14 protein-coding genes are annotated in these 17,872 nt (G+C 73.2%); 6 read left to right on the top strand and 8 right to left on the bottom strand.

The features are described 5' to 3' along the window. Position 1 precedes the first annotated feature (1 nt). A complete protein-coding gene (locus ACGFH8_RS03115; RefSeq protein ID WP_393319473.1) occupies positions 2-415 on the top strand; it encodes a roadblock/LC7 domain-containing protein in 414 nt (137 codons plus the stop codon). An 80-nt stretch (positions 416-495) separates the two neighbouring features. Here the strand turns inward: ACGFH8_RS03115 and ACGFH8_RS03110 are convergent, their stop codons facing one another. Next, positions 496-1,839: a GH1 family beta-glucosidase gene (locus tag ACGFH8_RS03110; protein WP_393362575.1), complete on the bottom strand. Its 1,344-nt coding sequence runs from the start codon at positions 1,837-1,839 to the stop codon at positions 496-498. Between the two features lie 844 nt (positions 1,840-2,683). Here ACGFH8_RS03110 and ACGFH8_RS03105 point away from each other — a divergent pair. Then, positions 2,684-5,590 (top strand): glycoside hydrolase family 48 protein, encoded by a 2,907-nt coding sequence (locus ACGFH8_RS03105; protein WP_393362572.1) that lies wholly within the window; start codon positions 2,684-2,686, stop codon positions 5,588-5,590. 317 nt (positions 5,591-5,907) lie between these two features. Here ACGFH8_RS03105 and ACGFH8_RS03100 read toward each other — a convergent pair whose 3' ends face one another. Then, positions 5,908-6,642 carry a DUF3159 domain-containing protein gene (locus ACGFH8_RS03100; RefSeq protein WP_393362569.1) on the bottom strand — a complete coding sequence of 245 codons (735 nt, stop codon included), beginning with the start codon at positions 6,640-6,642 and terminating at the stop codon, positions 5,908-5,910. Positions 6,643-6,724: 82 nt separating this feature from the next. Between ACGFH8_RS03100 and ACGFH8_RS03095 the strand changes: the two genes are divergently transcribed. Both ACGFH8_RS03095 and ACGFH8_RS03090 read left to right on the top strand, forming a co-directional pair. After that, the gene (locus tag ACGFH8_RS03095) at positions 6,725-7,612 is read left to right on the top strand and encodes a phosphatase PAP2 family protein (protein ID WP_393362566.1); all 888 of its coding nucleotides are present in this window, start codon (positions 6,725-6,727) and stop codon (positions 7,610-7,612) included. Positions 7,613-7,620: 8 nt separating this feature from the next. Further along, positions 7,621-8,289, top strand: coding sequence for a maleylpyruvate isomerase N-terminal domain-containing protein (locus ACGFH8_RS03090; RefSeq protein WP_393362564.1), 669 nt, complete (start codon positions 7,621-7,623; stop codon positions 8,287-8,289). A gap of 42 nt (positions 8,290-8,331) precedes the next feature. Here ACGFH8_RS03090 and ACGFH8_RS03085 read toward each other — a convergent pair whose 3' ends face one another. Together ACGFH8_RS03085 and ACGFH8_RS03080 are read right to left on the bottom strand one after the other, a co-directional pair. Continuing rightward, entirely contained in the window at positions 8,332-9,195 is an 864-nt protein-coding gene (locus ACGFH8_RS03085; protein ID WP_393362561.1) for a DUF1028 domain-containing protein, read from the bottom strand. Between the two features lie 93 nt (positions 9,196-9,288). Then, positions 9,289-10,503, bottom strand: coding sequence for a low temperature requirement protein A (locus ACGFH8_RS03080; protein WP_393362558.1), 1,215 nt, complete (start codon positions 10,501-10,503; stop codon positions 9,289-9,291). Positions 10,504-10,656: 153 nt separating this feature from the next. Between ACGFH8_RS03080 and ACGFH8_RS03075 the strand changes: the two genes are divergently transcribed. Together ACGFH8_RS03075 and ACGFH8_RS03070 are read left to right on the top strand one after the other, a co-directional pair. Then, positions 10,657-11,640, top strand: a complete 984-nt coding sequence (locus ACGFH8_RS03075) for an LLM class F420-dependent oxidoreductase (protein ID WP_393364448.1) — start codon at positions 10,657-10,659, stop codon at positions 11,638-11,640. Continuing rightward, positions 11,637-12,428 (top strand): SDR family oxidoreductase, encoded by a 792-nt coding sequence (locus ACGFH8_RS03070; RefSeq protein ID WP_393362555.1) that lies wholly within the window; start codon positions 11,637-11,639, stop codon positions 12,426-12,428. Before ACGFH8_RS03075 ends, ACGFH8_RS03070 begins: the two co-directional genes overlap by 4 nt. Here the strand turns inward: ACGFH8_RS03070 and ACGFH8_RS03065 are convergent. The 4 genes from ACGFH8_RS03065 to ACGFH8_RS03050 all read right to left on the bottom strand — a co-directional run bounded on the left by ACGFH8_RS03065 (position 12,425) and on the right by ACGFH8_RS03050 (position 17,863). Next, complete coding sequence (locus ACGFH8_RS03065) at positions 12,425-13,216, bottom strand: class I SAM-dependent methyltransferase (protein WP_393362553.1); 792 nt, start codon at positions 13,214-13,216, stop codon at positions 12,425-12,427. The genes ACGFH8_RS03070 and ACGFH8_RS03065 overlap by 4 nt on opposite strands. A 128-nt stretch (positions 13,217-13,344) precedes the next feature. After that, the gene (locus tag ACGFH8_RS03060; RefSeq protein ID WP_393362550.1) at positions 13,345-15,654 is read right to left on the bottom strand and encodes a DUF3488 and transglutaminase-like domain-containing protein; all 2,310 of its coding nucleotides are present in this window, start codon (positions 15,652-15,654) and stop codon (positions 13,345-13,347) included. Beyond that, a complete protein-coding gene (locus ACGFH8_RS03055; RefSeq protein WP_393362547.1) occupies positions 15,648-16,853 on the bottom strand; it encodes a DUF58 domain-containing protein in 1,206 nt (401 codons plus the stop codon). The genes ACGFH8_RS03060 and ACGFH8_RS03055 overlap by 7 nt, the downstream gene beginning before the upstream one ends. A 14-nt stretch (positions 16,854-16,867) precedes the next feature. Next, on the bottom strand, positions 16,868-17,863 hold the full coding sequence (locus ACGFH8_RS03050) for an AAA family ATPase (protein ID WP_393362544.1): 996 nt from the start codon (positions 17,861-17,863) through the stop codon (positions 16,868-16,870). Between the last annotated feature and the right edge of the window lie 9 nt (positions 17,864-17,872).

Here is a 17,872-nt window from a genome sequence, read left to right as displayed (position 1 = left end):
GTTGAGCCAGGAGGCGCGTGACCTGAGCTGGCTGGTGAGCGCGTTCGCGGACCGGGTGCCGGGCGTGGCGCACGCGGTGGTGGTCTCCTCGGACGGGTTGTTGGTGGCGATCTCCGACCATCTGCCCCGTGACAACGCGGACAAGCTCGCGGCGGTGACCTCCGGCCTGATGAGTATCACGGCGGGCGCGGCCTCGATGTTCGACGGCGACATCGTCAAGCAGACCGTGGTCGAGATGGGCCGCGGCTACTTCCTGGTGATGCAGATCCGCGACGGTTCGATCCTGGCCACGCTGGCGGCCGGGGACGCGGACATCGGTGTCGTGGGTTACGAGATGGCCCGGCTGGCCAAGCAGGCGGGGGAGATGCTCACCCCGGCGCTGCGAGCGGAGTTGCAGCAGGCGCTGCCCCGCTGACCGGCCGGTCCGGAACCCGGACGGTCACCGGCTCACCCGAGCCGAGCCGTCCGGGCCCGGCATTCCGGGTGGCGGCCGGCTCAGAAGCCGCCGTCGGTGATGACGGAGCGGTACCAGGTGGCGCTGCTCTTGAGCACGCGCCGCTGGGTCGGGTAGTCCACGTAGACAAGGCCCCAGCGCTGGTCGTATCCCGCGTCCCACTCGAAGTTGTCAAGCAGCGACCAGACGTGGAAGCTCTCCAGCGGCACCCCGGCGGCGATGGCCCGGTGCACGGCGGTCAGGTGGTCGCGCAGGAAGCTGATCCGGCCCGCGTCGTGGACGGTGTCGTCCGCCGTCAGGGTGTCGGCTGTGGGCAGGCCGTTCTCGGTGATGGTGAGGGGGATCGGGCCGTAGTCGCGGGTGACCCGGGTCAGCAGGTCGTACATCCCCTCGGGGTAGATCTGCTGCCACTCGGCCTCGGTGGTCGCCCAGCGTCGCACCGTGCTGCCGTCGCCGGTGACGTAGATCGGTGTGTAGTACTGCACGGCGAGCAGGTCGATGGGCGCCGAGATGATCTTCAGGTCGCCGTCGCGGATGCCCCGGACCATCCGGCTCTGCGGGCCCAGGTCGGCCAGCAGGTCCTCCGGGTAGCTGCCCCGGAGCACGGAGTCGAGGTAGAGGCGGTTCTCGTAGCCGTCGTAGAGGTGGGCCGCGGCGGCCGCCTGGGCGGAGTCGTCGGCGGGGTAGCAGGGGTGCAGGTTGAGCGCGGGGCCGATCCGGCTGTCGCTGCCGCTGGCCCGCAGCGTGCCGACGGCCAGCCCGTGCGCGAGTTGCAGGTGGTGGGCGACCAGGTAGGCGGCGTCCGGGTCCTGTCGGCCGGGGGCGTGGTGGCCGGTGAGGTAGCCGTTCTGCACCACGGTCTTCGGTTCGTTGATGGTGAGCCACGCCGGCACCGAGTCGCCCAGGGCGCGGAAGACCACGTCGGCGTAGTCGGCGAAGCGGTGGGCGGTGTCGCGCGACTCCCAGCCGCCGGCGTCCTGCAGTGCCTGCGGGAGGTCCCAGTGGAACAGGGTGGCCATCGGGGCGATGCCGCGCTCGTGCAGGCCGTCGATGAGCCGGCGGTAGAAGTCGAGCCCGCGCTGGTTGGGCAGGCCGCTGCCGTCGGGCTGGATCCGTGGCCAGGAGATGGAGAAGCGGTAGCTGCGCAGCCCGAGGTCGCGCATGAGGTCGAGGTCCTCGGCGTACCGGTGGTAGTGGTCGGCGGCCACGTCGCCGGTGTCGCCGTTACGGGTGCTGCCCGGGACGCGGCTGAAGGTGTCCCAGACGGATTCGCCGCGCCCGTCCTCCTTGGCGGCGCCCTCGATCTGGTACGCCGAGGTGGCCGCACCCCAACCGAAGTTGTCGGGGAAGCGCAGTGGGCTGGCGGGCCCGGTAGGTATCGACATGGATTCTCCTCGTGGATACGGGGCCACCGCCGAGATTCGGGAGCGCTCCCAGAATAGGCCAGGGGCGGCCGGCCCGGTCAGCTGACCGTCATGGCGGCCGGCGATGGCGGGTCGAGGCGGTTGGGGGCCCCAGACAGCGAACAAGGCCGCCGGGCGGCGCGGCGCGCCTGTCCCGTCGGCCTCTTTTCCCATCGTGTACGGGGGTTTAGTGTGGGGACGGGGGAGGGCAACCCCCGTCCCCACCGTAACTGCACACACACGGGCGAGATTTGGGTCCTGCCGTGCGTGTCGCGCGGGAGCCGGGCCACGCGAGTGGCTCTGGTTCCACCTCCCTCCGTAAGGCGGGACGATGGCTGACGACGGCGTCCGGGCTGGCCCGTCGTCGGCCCTCGGGCTGGTTCGCCAGGCCCGTCAGAAACGACCCTAGCGATCTTCTTGTTGGAACCTTGTCGATGGAAGCGCTCCCATCGACCGATGTTGCGACTGTAACGCCCGTCACGGCTTTGTGAAAGACCCAAAACGAGATCGAAACAACGAGCTGAACGAGTGGCGTCTGCGCTTGTTGTGGGAGCGCTTCCATGGCAGACTGTCGATTCAACGCGACAGGAGCCACATCGCGTGAGCGCGGGTTCACCGAGGGCAGCCGGCAGCACGATCCCGGTCACGGTCACCCGATCGCAGCCGGCGGGACCCCCTCCCGTGCGGGCCGCACACCGCCCTACCCCGGCCGGGCCCGGGGGAAACCACCTTCCCGGCGCCTCGAATCTCCCGCGGACCACCACCCTCGCGGGCAGGCGCCTTCGCCGGGGACCGTCCCGGCCTGGTCCGAGGAGACACCGCGCACATGAGACAACTGGCAAGACGCCGTCGCGTGGCGATCATCGCTGCCGTCGCGCTCGCCGCCGGCGGGGTGACCCTGCCCGCCGGCGCCGCACAGGCCGCGCCCGCCTGCGACGTGGTCTACGCGACCAACGACTGGAACAACGGCTTCACCGCCAACGTGACGATCAAGAACCTGGGCGATCCGATCAGCAACTGGACGCTCAAGTGGACCTTCCCGAACAGCGGCCAGCGGGTCGTTCAGGGTTGGTCGGCCAAATACAGCCAGACCGGCAGCGACGTCACCGTGACCAACGAGTCGTACAACGGCAACCTCGCCGCCGGTGCCTCCACCACGATCGGCTTCAACGGCGCCCACTCGGGCAGCAACCCGAAGCCCACCTCGTTCACGCTCAACGGCACCCCGTGCAACGGCACCCCGGCGAACCGGCCGCCGACGGTCTCCCTCGGCGTGCCGAGCGGGCCGTTCACCGCGCCGGCCGACGTGCCGCTGACCGCCACCGCCAGTGACCCGGACGGGACGATCAGCAAGGTCGAGTTCTACCGCAACGGCCTGCTGATCAACACCGACACCTCCGCGCCGTACGCGTACACGCAGGAGGACCTGCCGGCCGGCAGCTACACCGTGCAGGCCAAGGCGTACGACAACGCCAACGGCATCGGGGTCGACGAGAAGGCGTTCACCGTCGGCGCCCCCAGCGGCCCGACGCTCGTCGCCACCCCGTCCGCGGTGAGCGTCAGTGAGGGTGGCACCTCCACCTTCAACCTGAAGCTCAGCGCCGCGCCGACGGCCAACGTGCCGGTCACCCTCACCCCCAGCGGCGACGCCGACGTCACGGTCTCGCCGACCACCGCCACGCTGACCCCGAGCAACTGGAACACCGGGGTCACCGTCACGGTCGCCGCGGCGGAGGACACCGACACCCTGGGCGGCGCCGCCACCATCACCGCCGCCGCCACCGGTCTCGCCTCGCTGGCGGTCACCGCCACCGAGATCGACAACGACACCCCCGGTGGCGACAACACCTACATCGCGAAGTTCCTCGAGCAGTACGGCAAGATCAAGAACTCGGGCTACTTCAGCCCCGAGGGCGTGCCGTACCACTCGGTGGAGACGCTCATCGTCGAGGCGCCCGACCACGGGCACGAGACGACCTCCGAGGCGTTCAGCTTCTGGCTCTGGCTGGAGGCGAACTACGGGCGCGTCACCCAGAACTGGGCGCCGTTCAACAACGCCTGGACGGTGATGGAGAAGTACATCATCCCGACGCACGCCGACCAGCCGACCGCCGGCTCCGCGGGCACCCCGCAGTACGCCGCGGAGTACAACCTGCCCAGCCAGTACCCCTCGGCGCTGAACCCGAACATCTCGGTCGGGCAGGACCCGCTCCGCTCGGAGCTGCAGTCGACCTACGGCACCGGTGACATCTACGGCATGCACTGGCTGATGGACGTCGACAACACCTACGGCTTCGGTCACTGCGGCGACGGCACCACCAAGCCGGCCTACATCAACACCTTCCAGCGGGGCACCCAGGAGTCGGTGTGGGAGACCGTCCCGCAGCCCTCCTGCGACACCTTCAAGCACGGCGGTCAGTACGGCTACCTCGACCTGTTCGTCAAGGACACCGGCGCCCCCGCCAAGCAGTGGAAGTACACGAACGCCCCGGACGCCGACGCCCGCGCCGTGCAGGCCGCGTACTGGGCGCTGACCTGGGCCAAGGCGCAGAACAAGCAGGCCGACGTCGCGGCCACCATCGCGAAGGCCGCCAAGATGGGCGACTACCTGCGGTACTCGATGTTCGACAAGTACTTCAAGAAGATCGGCAACTGCGTCGGGGCCAGCACCTGCCCCGCCGGCAGCGGCAAGGACTCTGCGCACTACCTGCTCTCCTGGTACTACGCCTGGGGCGGTGCGTACGACACCAGCCAGAACTGGTCCTGGCGGATCGGCTCCAGCCACAACCACTTCGGCTACCAGAACCCGTTCGCGGCCTGGGCGCTGACGAACACCCCGGAGCTCAAGCCGCAGTCGCCGACCGCGACCGCGGACTGGACCAAGAGCCTCGAACGGCAGCTGGAGTTCTACACCTGGCTCCAGTCCGCCGAGGGCGGCATCGCCGGTGGCGCCACCAACAGCTGGGACGGCAGCTACGCCCAGCCGCCGGCCGGCACCAGCACCTTCTACGGCATGTTCTACGACGTCGACCCGGTCTACAACGACCCGCCGTCGAACCAGTGGTTCGGTATGCAGGCCTGGTCGATGCAGCGCATCGCCGAGCTGTACCTGCAGACCGGTAACGCGAAGGCCAAGGCGCTGCTGGACAAGTGGGTGCCGTGGGCGATCGCCAACACCACCCTCGGCACCAACTGGTCGATCCCGTCGGACCTGGCGTGGACCGGCCAGCCGACCACCTGGAACCCGTCCAGCCCGCAGCCCAACACCGGCCTACACGTCGAGGTCACGGTGAAGGGCCAGGACGTCGGCGTCGCCGGCGCCTACGCCCGGACCCTGATCGCGTACGCGGCCAAGTCGGGCAACGTGGCGGCCAAGGACACGGCGAAGGGGCTGCTCGACGCGCTCTCCGCCGCGGCCGACGCCAAGGGTGTCTCCACCACCGAGAAGCGTGGCGACTACCGGCGCTTCGACGACACCTACAACGCGTCCACCGGGCAGGGCCTCTACGTCCCGCCGGGCTGGACCGGGAAGATGCCGAACGGCGACGCCATCGCCGCCGGCAAGAGCTTCCTCGACATCCGGTCCTTCTACAAGAACGACCCGGACTGGCCCAAGGTGCAGGCGTACCTGGACGGTGGCCCGGAGCCGAGCTTCAACTACCACCGGTTCTGGGCACAGGCTGACATCGCCATGGCGTACGCCGACTACGGCAGCCTGTTCCCGAACGGCTGACGACGACCCGGGGTGGGTGGCGTGGACCGCCCACCCCGGGATCCGGCCGGGGTCCGGGGAACGACGGACTCCGGCCGGCGGGACGGCCTGACACCCACGGTCAGGCCGGGGTGGGCCGGCCATCTGGCCGACGCAGCGGATCGGCTGGCCCACCCCACCGCCCGGACTGGAGCCAACCGCGAAAAAGCCCAGAAATTCGGGCCGTCACGGGATCACGCCGAGGTCCGGAACGGAGTAACGTACGTCACCGGAGAGGCCGCTCCCCCCGTGGCGGCCTCTCCACTTTTTTGCCCGTAGCGCCCCTGGTCGGCCCTGGTTCAGCCCGGCGGCGCCGGCGGCTCCGCACCGACCGGATGACGCAGACCGGGGTGCCCGGCCGGCAACGACCGCCGCAGCACCACCCAGCTCACTGCCAGCGCCGCGGCGACCAGCGGCCAGGTCAACGCCACCCGGGCCACCACCAGCGCGAGCACCTGCCCACCCAGGTACAGCGGCACGAACACCGCCAGCCGCACCAGGTAGGTCGCCGTCCACACCCAACTCGCCCGGCCGTACCCGCGCAGCAGCGCCCGGTCGCGCCGCCACCGGGTGCGCTGGCCCAGCACCCCACCGACCAACACACCGAGCAGCGGCCAGCGCACCACGATGCTGACCGCCCAGGCGAGAGCGCTGGCGGCGTTGGACAGCACCTGAATGAGGAAGAAGTCCTCGGCCCGGCCGGTGCGCACCGCGATCAGCGCCGCGACGCAGACGGCCAGCAGACCGACAAGCACCGACCGCGGCCGGTCACCCCGGCGCAGCCGTACGCCGGCCACCGTCGCGCCCACGGCCAGCGCCGCGCCGATCCCACCCCACAGCGACTCGCCGCCCAGCAGCCAGCCCGCCGCGAACGCGAGCGGCGGCAGGGTGGCGTCGACGGCCCCGCCCCGCCCGCCCAACAGGTCCGCGAGCGACTCGGCGCGCGCCCGCCCGTCGGGGCCCCGGTCGGGGCTCATCCGCTGGTCCGGACCGGGTGCGGCCTGGCCATCGCCGTGCTCGGGTGTTCCGCCCATCGCCGCCTCCTCGCTCTGGCACAACCTAACCGTCGGCGGGCGGCGGGCCACCGGTCGGCAGTCCGACACCTGCCGCTACGGTGTGCGGATGCGCGCGACGGCACGGGGTTGGACCGCGGTCTGGTTGGTCGTTCTGGCCCTTGTCCAGACGGCCGCCTTCCTCGCCGTGTGGCGGGTGGCCCTGCACACCGAGATCGGCCAGTGGGTGGACACCGTCGCCCTCACCGGCAACCGGATCGGGCAGGACACCATCGAGGGCCCCGTCGACCGGATCCTCAACGCGATGTCGGTGGTCTCCCTCCTCGCCGCCACCGCGATGATCGGGTTCATCGCGCTGATCCGCGGACGGATCGCCCTGGCGATCACCGCGACGCTCCTGATCGCCGGGGCGAACGTCTCGACCCAACTGCTGAAGTACGGGCTGAACCGGCCCGACTACGGCGTCGACCCCGAGCGCGCCGGGGTGGGCAACAGCCTGCCCAGCGGGCACACCACGGTGGCCGCGGCGGTGGCTGTCGCGCTGGTGCTCGTGTTGCCGGCCAAGGTGCGGGCGGTCGGTGCCGTCCTCGCCGCGGCCTATGCCGCCACCGCCGGCGTCGCCACCCTCTCCGCCGGCTGGCACCGACCCAGCGACGCGATCGCCGCGTACCTGGTGGTGGGTGTCTGGGCGGCGCTGGCCGGGCTGGTCCTGCTGATCACCCAGCGGGAGCAGGCCGAGGTCGCTCCCGGCGACGCGCACCGTACGGTCGCGCTGGTGCTCGGAGGGGCCGGGGTGCTCGCCCTGGTCGCCTGCGGGCTGTGCCTCACCTGGCTGGTCGGCCTGCGCGACACCGGCCCGGACGAGTTGAGCCGCCAACCCCTGTTCGTCGCGTACGCGGGCAGCGCCACCGGGATCGCCGGCACGATGGCGGTGGTGATGGCGTTGGTGCTCACCGTCGTGCACCGGCTGGTGCCCAGGGTCAAGGGCTGAGCGGGCCGATGGACCCGGTCGGCAGGGCGTTCGCCGCGGAGTGCGCGCGGCTCACCGAGATCCTCGCCGAGCTTGTCGACGCCGACCTGGACCGGCCCACCGACTGTCCACCGTGGACGGTCCGGGAGCTGGTCGCGCACGTGCGCACCGGAGTCGGCCGGCTGACCGACATGCTCGCCGCGCCGGCCCCGCCCCGCGCCGAGGTCGACGCCGCCGGTTATTTCGGCCTGGCGAAGTTCACCCCGACTGTCGACGCCGACCGGATCGCCGGAGCCCGCCGCGACGCGTCGCCGGCAGACCGGGCGGCGTTGGCGACCGAGTTCGAGCGCGCCTGGCGGGCCACCGACGCCGCGGTCGCCGCCGCGCCGCCCGATCGCGTCGTACGGACCCGGCACGGCGACGCGATGGGCGTCACCGAGTTCCTGCGTACCCGGGTCGTCGAGGTGGGCGTGCACGGTCTGGACCTGGCCGCCGCGCTGGGCCGTCCGCCCTGGCTCACCCCACCGGCGGCCGAGGTGATCGCCGACCTGCTCACCGGGGGCCGACCGGCGCCCGCCGGGTTGCGCTGGGACCGGCTGACCCTGATCCGCAAGACCACCGGACGGGCGGCGCTGACCGCCCCGGAGCGGTCCGCGATCGACGCCGCCGACTTCCGCTGGCTCACCTTCGGCCGCTGACCCGCCCACCGGGGGCATCGGTCACCGTTCGTGCGGTGACGGTCAGCTCGCGGCGCGGGGTGCGGGGACGTGCGGGGCGACGCCGCGCAGGTGGGTCAGCACCACCGGGTCGATCCGCCCCGGCACCAGCCGCTCCTCCAGGTTCTCCAGCCCCGCCCAGGAGACCAACGCCGCCTCCGTGCCGCCGTCGGCCACCGGATGGCCCAGCGCGGCGAGCAACGCCGCCACCTCGTCGGCGACCGCGCCGCTCAGGTCGAGCAGGGTGGCCGGGTCGGGCCGGCTGAACAGCATGGTGTGCACGGCGAGCAGCCGACCCAGCTCGGCGACCGGATCCGGGTGATCGTCCACCCGAAGGTCGACGAGCACGTCGCTGGTGCCGCCGTACCCGCCGCCGCGCTCGACCACCAGCAGCCCGGCGCTCTGCCGCCCCCGCCGGTCGCCGCCGGCCTCGTCGCCGGCCCGCAACGCGGCGACCAGCCGCTCGGCGAACGGCAGCGCCGACCCGGCCAGCCAGGCGGCGCCAAGCGCGTCGACGACCTCCGGGCCGGTGAGCACGTTGCCCTGCGCGGCCCAGCCGTCGCCGGTCCGCCCACCCGCCCACGGGTGGCAGGCCGGCCCGGTCCAGGTGGCGCCCGGACCCTCGACGCCCACCACGCCGAGCTGGCGGTGCTCCCGCTCAGGGTCGGCGGCGACCAGCCCGGCCACCACGTCGGCCGCAGCCACCCCGGTACGCAGCAGGGTGAGGCCCTGCGGACGGTACGCGAGGTTGACGTGCGCCTGGGTGGCAAGCGCGCCGACCTCGGCGGCGGCAGCCGGCACCAGCGCCCCGGCGGCGAGGAACTTGCTGGCGACGACGACGCCGTGCAGGCGGGCGTCGGTGGAGCGGGCGACGAGCGAGAAGGTCACCCGCCGAGCCTAGACGGGCGTCGCCTGGGCCCGTCGCAGGCCGGTCAGGGGTTTGACACAGCCCCCAGACGGGCGTCGTCGTGCCGTGCTGGCTCAGAAGGGTGGAGTGGCGGCCTCCGGTGGGGCGCCGTACGCCCGGCGGGCATCGACGACCACGACGACGGCCAACACCAGCACCCCGACCGCGCTCGCGAACACACCGGGCAGGGACAGCAGTGGCACCGCCGACGCCGCCAACACCAGCAGGGCGATCCACCGGGACGGGGACACCCGCGCGAACACCTCGTACTCCAGGCGGGCCCGCCCGGCCAGGAACAGGGCCGGGCCACCGAGCGCCATGGCCAGCCACGGTCCCGGGATCTGTTCCAGCGGATGCTGGATGATCAGCTCGTAGCCGATCGCGGTGGCCGCGAGACCGACCACCATCACCAGGTGGGTGTCGGCCGCCGACCGGCCGATGGTGGCGGGGTGTCGGGCCTTCACCACCGCCTCGCCCAGAATCCGCCCGGCCCGTTGCACGTAGATCCGCCACAGCAGGATCGAGGTGGCCAACGCGAGCGCGAACGCCCACGCGTGCCCCGACTCGTACGGTCCCTCGCTGTACGCGAAACCCGCCACCAGGATCGTCTCGCCGAGCGCGACGAGGAAGAACTGCTGGTACCGCTCCGCCAGGTGTTCCCCGGCGATCTCCCACTTGGAGACCGTCGAGCGACCCAGCCCCGGCACCGGCCAGCCACACCGGGCGGCCAGGTACTCGAGGACCAGCGCCGCCGTCCAGAGCGTGACCTGCGCGTTGGTGGGCAGCAGCGCCCCGGTGATCCAGAGGACCCCGCTGACGGAGAACACCACGGCCATGCGGACCTTCAGCCGGCGGTACGGGTGGGCGCCCAACGCGAGCGACAGGATCACCGGACGGGCCACCTGCGCGACCACGTACGCCACCGCGAACATCAGCGCGGTCTCGCTGAACGCCCGGGGGATCGCCACCCCGAGCAGCATGCTGCACACCAACGCGGTGATCACCACGGTCTGCAGCGGCACCCGGTACGGGTCGTAGCGGCTCGTCGTCCACGCGGTGCCCTGCCAGACCGACCAGAGTGCGAGCAGCAGCAGCAACGTCTTGCCGCTCCCGGTGAGCGCCGCCATGACGTGCTCCCGAGCCGGCCCGTCGGTCAGGTCCTCGAACGCGCGCGCCGAGATCCGGGTGAGCGCGAAGACGTACACCAGGTCGAAGAAAAGCTCGAGGAAGGTCGCCCGGCCCGGGTCGCGTTTGGCCGGCTCCAGGTGCCCCGCTGCCCCGGAACCCATGGTCAGCGGCCTGCGCCGTTGGTCCGGTCCACCTCGAAGTCGTAGCATCCGCGCCGGCACGGGCGACCGGAAACCGGCGATTCTGCCCAACCCGGGGATCTTGCCCGTACCCCCGTCAACGGGCACGATCGATCGGTGACGAATCGATGGGGCATGACGGTGCCGCTGGGCGGGCTCGCGCTGGCGCACCACGACGCGGCCTACGCGGCCCTCGACGAGGCCGGGTTCACCGACGTCTGGTCGTCCGAGGTCGCCGGGACCGACGCGTTCACCCCGCTGGCGCTCGCCGCGGCCTGGCAGCCGGGCCTGCGACTGGGCACCGCGATCGCGCCGGCCTTCACCCGCGGCCCCGGACTGCTGGCGATGAGCGCGGCGGCGCTGGCCGAGGCCGCGCCGGGCCGGTTCGCCCTCGGCATCGGCGCGTCCTCACCCGTGCTCGTGCGGGACTGGAACGCCGTGCCGTTCGACGAGCCGTTCCGCCGTACCCGCGACGTGCTGCGCTTCCTGCGCGCCGCGCTGCGCGGCGAGACCGTCGACGAGGCCTACGACACGTTCACCATCCGCCGGTTCACGCTCGAACAACCGCCGGCGGTGCCGCCACCGATCCTGCTGGCCGCGCTGCGCCCGGGGATGCTCCGGCTGGCCGGTGCGGAGGCCGACGGCGTCATCCTCAACTGGCTCAGCGCCGACGACGTGCCGCGGGCCCTCGCCGAGTTGGGCGAGCGGCGCGCCGGCTTCGAGGTCGCCGCCCGGATCTTCGTCTGCCCCACCGAGGACGCCGCGTACGCCCGAGCACTGGGCCGCCGGCTCATCACCAGCTACCTCACCGTCGGGGCGTACGCCGAGTTCCACCGCTGGCTCGGCCGGGACGAGGCGCTCGGGCCCATGTGGGCGGCCTGGGCCGCCGGTGACCGGCGCGGCGCCAACGCGGCGGTGCCCGACGACGTGGTCGACGCGTTGGTGCTGCACGGCGCACCGGAGCGGTGCCGCGCCGAGGTGCGCCGCTACGCCGACGCCGGTGTCGACGTGCCGATCATGGCGCTGCTGCCCACCCCGGAGGTCACCGCCGGCGGCGCGACCGCGCTGCTCAACCTCATCGCCCAGCTCGGGGCCGACACCGTGGGAGCGTCCGCGTGAACCTCACCGACCGGATCGTGGTGGTCACCGGCGGGGCCGGCGGCATCGGCGCGGCGCTGTCCCGCCGCTTCGCCGCGGAGGGGGCCGCCGCCGTGGTGGTCGCCGACCTGGACGCCGCCGCGGCGGACGCCGTGGCCGAGGGCATCGGCCCGGTCGCGCACGCCATCGCCCTCGACGTCACCGACGAGGAGCAGGTACGCGACCTGGTGGCCGACACCGAGGAGCGCTACGGCCGGATCGACCTGTTCTGCGCCAACGCGGGGGTGACCACCGGCGGGGGAGTGGAGGTCGACGACGCCGGCTGGGACCGGGCGTGGCGGGTGAACGTGCTCGCCCACGTCTACTCGGCCCGCGCGGTGTTGCCCGGGATGCTCGCCAGGGGTGGCGGTCACCTGCTGCACACCTGCTCGGCGGCGGGTGTGCTGACCGCGGTGGGCGATGCCCCGTACACCGCGACGAAGCACGCCTCGGTGGGGTTCGCCGAGTGGCTCGCCATCACCTACCGCGACCGGGGCATCCGGGTCAGCGCGCTCTGCCCGCAGGGGGTGGACACTCCGATGCTCACCGACGGGATCGTGAGCGGTCATCTCGGTGCCCGGGTGGTCGCCGCGTCCGGGGCGGTCCTCACGCCCGACCAGGTCGCCGAGGCGGCGGTCGCCGGGCTGGCCGAGGAACGTTTCCTGATCCTGCCGCACCCGGAGGTCGCCGACTACGCCCGCCGCCGCGCCGAAGACCCGGACGGCTGGCAGGCCGGCATGCGCAAACTCGTCCGCCGTCTGACCGGTTAGGGCAGCGGGACGCGTCCGGCGGCCAGGAGATGGGCACTCGAACTGATCAGCGCCGGCTCGCTGCTGTAGAGCCGGGCGAGGTCCAACGCCGCGGCGAAGACCGTGTCCGCCGCCGGTCCGTTCGCCGCCGCCTCCGCCGCGGTCCACGCCGGCCCCTCCACCCCGTGTACGACGACGTCGGTCAGCCCCGCTGCCGAGCACTCGTCGGTCAGTTCCTCGACCCGATGGAAATAGGCGTGGGTGAAACCGATCTGTGCGTCGTTGACGCCGTCGGTGAGCAGTGCCCTGGCCTCGTCGAGCAGCCTCCGGTCCAGTCGCCCGGTGGCCGCGAAGTCCAGCGGGCCGGCGAAGCGTGAGATGACAGCGGCCACGACGTGACCGCCGGGACGCGTGACCCGGACGGCCTCCCGTAGAGCCTGTAGTCGATCGACGCGGCGCACCAGGTGGTAGAGGGGACCCAGGAGCAGCGCGGCGTCGTACACCCCGTCGGCATCGGGCAACGCACGAGCGTCGCCGACCTCCGCCTCGACCGGAGGCTGCCCGGCGCGGGCCTGCGCCACGTGACTCGGCACCAGGTCGACGAGGCGGACCTTGTAGCCGGCGTCCACCAGAGCCCGCGCGTACTCGCCGGTGCCCCCACCGATGTCCAGCACCCGGGCACCCGGGCCGGGCAGGAGATCCAGCAGCAGCTCCATCGTGCGGGTCCACTCCAGTCGAGCCTGCGGCCGGGCGGACAGGCGCTGGTCCTCGCGGTAGCGCACCGTGTAGTAGTCGACGATGTCGCTCATGTGCTGATCCACCCCCTGATCCTCACGGTCGCGCGTACGCACCGCCAGCATGTTTCGCGCAGCGGGCGGGCCGATCGGCCGCTCTCCTGGTCGAGATCAACGAAGCACTCGGCCGAGCGAGCGTGCGATCAGCGGCGGGCGCGGCGCAGGGGAGTGGGGTGCACCGACCAGAGGAGGCGACGCCACCAGGGACGCGCGGAGCGCAGGGTGTTGACATAGGCCATCGCCACCTCGGCGGCGCGGGCGGCCTGGTCGGGCGTCGCGGCACCCGGGGCGAAGCTCACCTGGTTGAGCAGGGCCGCCAGATCGTCGACGGCCGGCCCGTCGGTCGTACCGTCGGCGGTCGTACTGTCGGCGGTCGTCCCCGCACGGGCGGCGGCGAGGGTCTGGCGGGCGTGCCCGGCGACCTCGGTGGCGGCCAGGTCGTCCCCGACCGGTCGGCCGGCCAGCCGGAGCGCGTCGGTGACCTCCCGCCAGGCGCCGGCGATGCGCTGGCCGGGATCGCCCCGACCGAGCCGGGCGCGGGTGAGCGAGCGGCGCATCGCCAGCAGGGTGAGCAGCAGCGCCCCCACCAGCAGCACCAGGCCACCACTGCCGCCGGCGACCAGCAGCGGCGTGGACACGCCAGCCCGGCCGGGTGGTCCGTCACCGGCGGCGACCGGCTCCGGTGACGCGCTCGGCTCCACGGTCGGCGCGGGCGCCTCCGACGGCGGCGGATCCTCGGGTGTCGGGCGGAAATCCTCCTCCACCGGCCTCGGCTCCTCGTTCGGGCGGGGCAGCGGGTCGAACGGCACCCAACCCAGCCCGTCGAAGAGCACCTCCGGCCAGGCGAACGCGTCACCGGCGAGCACCGGCCCCTGCTTGCCGGCCCGGAAACCCACCACCACCCGGGTCGGCAGCCCGGACAGGCGGCCGAGCACCGCGAACGCCGCCGCGAACTGCTCCGACGTGCCCTCCTGCCCGCCGCCGGCCCGGGGCCCGAAGAGGAAGAAACCCAGATTCGGGTACGCGTGCCCACTCGGCGCGTCCGCCACCACCCGGTAGTGCTCGGCCAGGAACTGCTCGATCGCCTGCGCCCGCGCGTACGGCGCGCCGTTCTCCTCGGCGAGCTGCGCGGCCAGCCGGCGCATCGGGTCGGGCACCCCGTCGGCCACCCGCAGCACCCGGGCCACCTCCGCACCGGCGGGCACGTTCGCACTGGCCAACAGGTTCGGGTCCGGCTGCTCCTCGGCGGAGGTCACCGCGTACCGCAGCCCCGGCGTCAACCCCTCCGGCCGGATCAACGTCCCGCTCGCTGGGTCGTACGCCACCCGCGCGCCGCTGACCTCCCGGGGCGTCGCCACCGCGGGCAGCAGCCGACCGCTCAGCTCCGCCACGGTGATCTGCTGGCGGACCGTCTCCACAGTGCTGTCCCGGGACGGGGCGGCGGCCGGCAGGATCCGCCCAGCGTTGCGGTACGTCGCGCCGACCCGCCAGGTCACCCCGTCGTAGTCGCTGAGCACGGCCAACCGGATCCGCGCACCGCCACCGGCACCGCCGGCCGGCTCGGCCCCCGGCGCGGCGCCCCCGGGCACCTGGGGTGAGACACCGGTGCGCTCCGTGCTCACGTCGAGGAGCTTCTGCTCCGGGCGCAGCGCCCAGCCGGAGATCCGGATCAACGGGTTCTCGTCGAGTGTCTGCACCTGCGGCGGCTCCACGTACCGGCGCGGGTCCACCGGCCGCCCGTCGACCTGGTCGGCGACCACCGGTCCGAGCAGCGCGACCAGCCCGACCACAAGCGCCACCCCGAGCGCCGCGCTGGTGGCCAGCCGCAGCCGCACCGCCGCGCGTACCCGAGGGGCCAGATCGGTGGGAGCCGACGCCGCGCCGGTGGGGGCCGCCAGACCGACAGCGGCGACCGCGACGAACGCCACCGTCACCCCGACCGCCGGGGCGGCATTCGGGCCCACCACGTAGAGGGCGGCGGCGTAGAGCCCCGCCGCCGGCAGGTAGCCCAGCAGCACCCGGCCGGTGCGCAGCGCGACCTCCGCACCGGCCAGCCCGGCCAGCCAGGCGGCGACCACGGGCACCAACACCGTGTCCGGGGTGGGCTCCACCGGGATCATCGCGGTCAACAAACGCGGAATACCGTTGCGCGCGGCGTCGCCGGTGATCTCCAGCAGACCGCCCGGAAGCGCGGCCCGGTCGGCGGCCAGCCGCAGCGACCACAGTGTCCAGCCGACCATCGCGGCCACCGACACCGGTGCCACCAGCCAGGACGGCAGCCGGCGGGCGGCCACGCTGACCAGCACCGAACCGGCCGCCGCGCCGACGACCAGCCCGGTCAGCAGACTCCCCGCGTACACCCGGCCCAGCACCACCCCGGCGAGCGCGGTCAACCCGATCAGCGCCAGCGGGACCACCGCCGCCCGCAGCACCCGCACGGCGCCCGTCACCACCGGCGTACCCCGTCCCACTCGGCGGCGAACTGCGCGCCGTCCGCCGCGTCGACCACCACCAGGCCGGCCGCGCCCGGCGGCGTCGGCTCGGCCGCGCCGAACACCCCGACCACCACCGACGGGTACGCCCCCCGCAGCGCCCCGACGTGCCCCAGGTCGTCCCGCCCACCCGGCCCGGTCAGGAAGATCAACGTGTCACCGAGCCGGTCCTGGCGCAGCCGGGAAGCTGCCCCGCGGACCGCCTCGTCCGCGTCGGACAGTTCGGCGGCGGCCAGCCGGTCCAGCGGCCCCAGCGCGCTGCCGACATCCGTCTGCTCGTCGTGCGTTCCCGGCGCAGCCGATCCGGTGGCCGCTCCCGGCGCGGTCGGCTCGGCAGCGGCGAACAGCAACACCACCGGCAGGTCCGCGCGGTGCGCGGCCGTGACGACCGACGCCGCCGCCTCACACGCCGACTCGAACGACTCCGCCACCCCGCCCACCCGCTGCGGGTGCGCCCGGTAGCGGTTGTCCAGCAGGACGACCAGGCGCGGCAGGCTCGTGTCCACGTTCTCCCGCACCATCAGCTCACCCACCCGGGCGCTGGTCCGCCAGTGCACCCGGCGCAGCTCGTCGCCGACCACGTACTCCCGCAGCGAGTCGAACGTGATCGAACCGTGGGGCACCCCGTCCACCCGGCCGTCGAGGCTGCGCCCGGCACCCCGCGGCACCGCCGTCAGCGGGTGCACCCGGGGGTAGACCCAGACCGGCACCGCCGCGCCGTACGCGCGGGCCAACGCCACCAACCCCAGCGGATCGCGCCGGGTCACCCGCAGCGGCCCCACCGGCACCACCCCACGCCTGTGGGTCGGCACGTCGTAGCGGACCTCGGTGTCCCGGCCGGGCCGCAGACGCAACACCGGCACCGGCACGCTGCGCTCCCCACACCGGTCCTCGGCCAACAGGTTCGCCGACCGCAGCCGGCCCGCGTTGCGCACGGTCAACGTCATGCTCGCCGGCTCGCCACGCGCCACCCGATCCGGATCGGCGTGCCGGGTCACCGTCAGCCGGGGCCGCCAGGCCGCGACCAGCGCCGCGTAGCCGACGGCCGCCCCGGCCGCCGCGCCCAGCAACGTCAACTCGGGGTACGCGAACCGGAAACCCGTCCCCAGCAGCACCACGGCGGCGACGAGCAGCCCGATCCCACGGGCGGTGATCCCCATCGCGCTGCTGCCGGTCAGCCCTGCACCGGAGCGGGCTGCCCCGACGGCAGGGGCACCGGCACCGAGGCGACGGCCTGACGCAGCACCTCGGCGGCGGTCATCCCGCGCACCTGGGCGTCCGGCGTCAACAGCAACCGATGCGCGAACACCGCCTCGACGAGCGCCTTCAGATCCTCCGGCATGATCCAACCCCGACCGTCGACGAGCGCGTACGCGCACGCCGCACGGGTCAACGCGATCACACCCCGGGGACTGACCCCGACCCGCACCTGCGGGTGGGTGCGGGTCGCGGCGGCCAACCGGACCGCGTACGCGTAGAGCGGCTCGGCGATGTGCACCCGGCGCGCCATCCGGACCATCTCCCCGACGGTGGCGGTGTCGGTGACCGGGGCGAGCGCCTCCGGGGACCGCACCGTCGCACCCCGCAGCACCTCCACCTCGACCGCCTCGTCCGGGTAGCCGACGGACAGCTTCACCAGGAAACGGTCCAACTGCGCCTCGGGCAACCGGTAGGTGCCGTCCATCTCCACCGGGTTCTGCGTGGCCACCACCAGGAACGGCGACGGCACCGGGTGCCGGACCCCGTCCACGGTGACCGTGCGTTCCTCCATCACCTCCAGCAGCGCCGACTGGGTCTTCGGCGACGCCCGGTTGATCTCGTCGGCGATGACGATGTTGGCGAAGACCGGGCCCGGATGAAACTCGAAGTCCCGGCTCGCCTGGTTGAAGATGGTCACCCCGGACACGTCCGACGGGAGCAGGTCGGGCGTGAACTGGATACGCCGCCACTCACCCTTCACCGTGGCGGCGATGGCCCGCGCCAGGGTCGTCTTACCGACCCCCGGCACGTCCTCCAGGAGCACGTGACCCTGCGCGAACAGCGCGGTCAGCGCCAGCCGCACCACCTGCGGTTTGCCGAGCACCACCGCGTTGACGTTCTCGGCCAGCCGGGCGGCCAGGGCGGCGAAGCCCTGCACCTCCGGCTGGGTGAGCGGCTCGTGGGTGTTCACGGTCGGCGG

This window comes from Micromonospora sp. NPDC049175 (assembly GCF_043197345.1).
In the GTDB taxonomy this organism is placed as follows: domain Bacteria; phylum Actinomycetota; class Actinomycetes; order Mycobacteriales; family Micromonosporaceae; genus Micromonospora.
This window is presented reverse-complemented; position numbering and strand designations above follow the sequence as displayed.

Excerpts from the sequence above, each read along its gene's own strand:
- ACGFH8_RS03110 (WP_393362575.1), bottom strand. The coding sequence starts at position 1,839 with ATGTCGATACCTACCGGGCCCGCCAGCCCACTGCGCTTCCCCGACAAC.
- ACGFH8_RS03090 (WP_393362564.1), top strand. The coding sequence starts at position 7,621 with ATGGACCCGGTCGGCAGGGCGTTCGCCGCGGAGTGCGCGCGGCTCACC.
- ACGFH8_RS03080 (WP_393362558.1), bottom strand. The coding sequence starts at position 10,503 with ATGGGTTCCGGGGCAGCGGGGCACCTGGAGCCGGCCAAACGCGACCCG.
- ACGFH8_RS03075 (WP_393364448.1), top strand. The coding sequence starts at position 10,657 with ATGACGGTGCCGCTGGGCGGGCTCGCGCTGGCGCACCACGACGCGGCC.
- ACGFH8_RS03105 (WP_393362572.1), top strand. The coding sequence starts at position 2,684 with ATGAGACAACTGGCAAGACGCCGTCGCGTGGCGATCATCGCTGCCGTC.
- ACGFH8_RS03055 (WP_393362547.1), bottom strand. The coding sequence starts at position 16,853 with ATGGGGATCACCGCCCGTGGGATCGGGCTGCTCGTCGCCGCCGTGGTG.
- ACGFH8_RS03065 (WP_393362553.1), bottom strand. The coding sequence starts at position 13,216 with ATGAGCGACATCGTCGACTACTACACGGTGCGCTACCGCGAGGACCAG.
- ACGFH8_RS03100 (WP_393362569.1), bottom strand. The coding sequence starts at position 6,642 with ATGGGCGGAACACCCGAGCACGGCGATGGCCAGGCCGCACCCGGTCCG.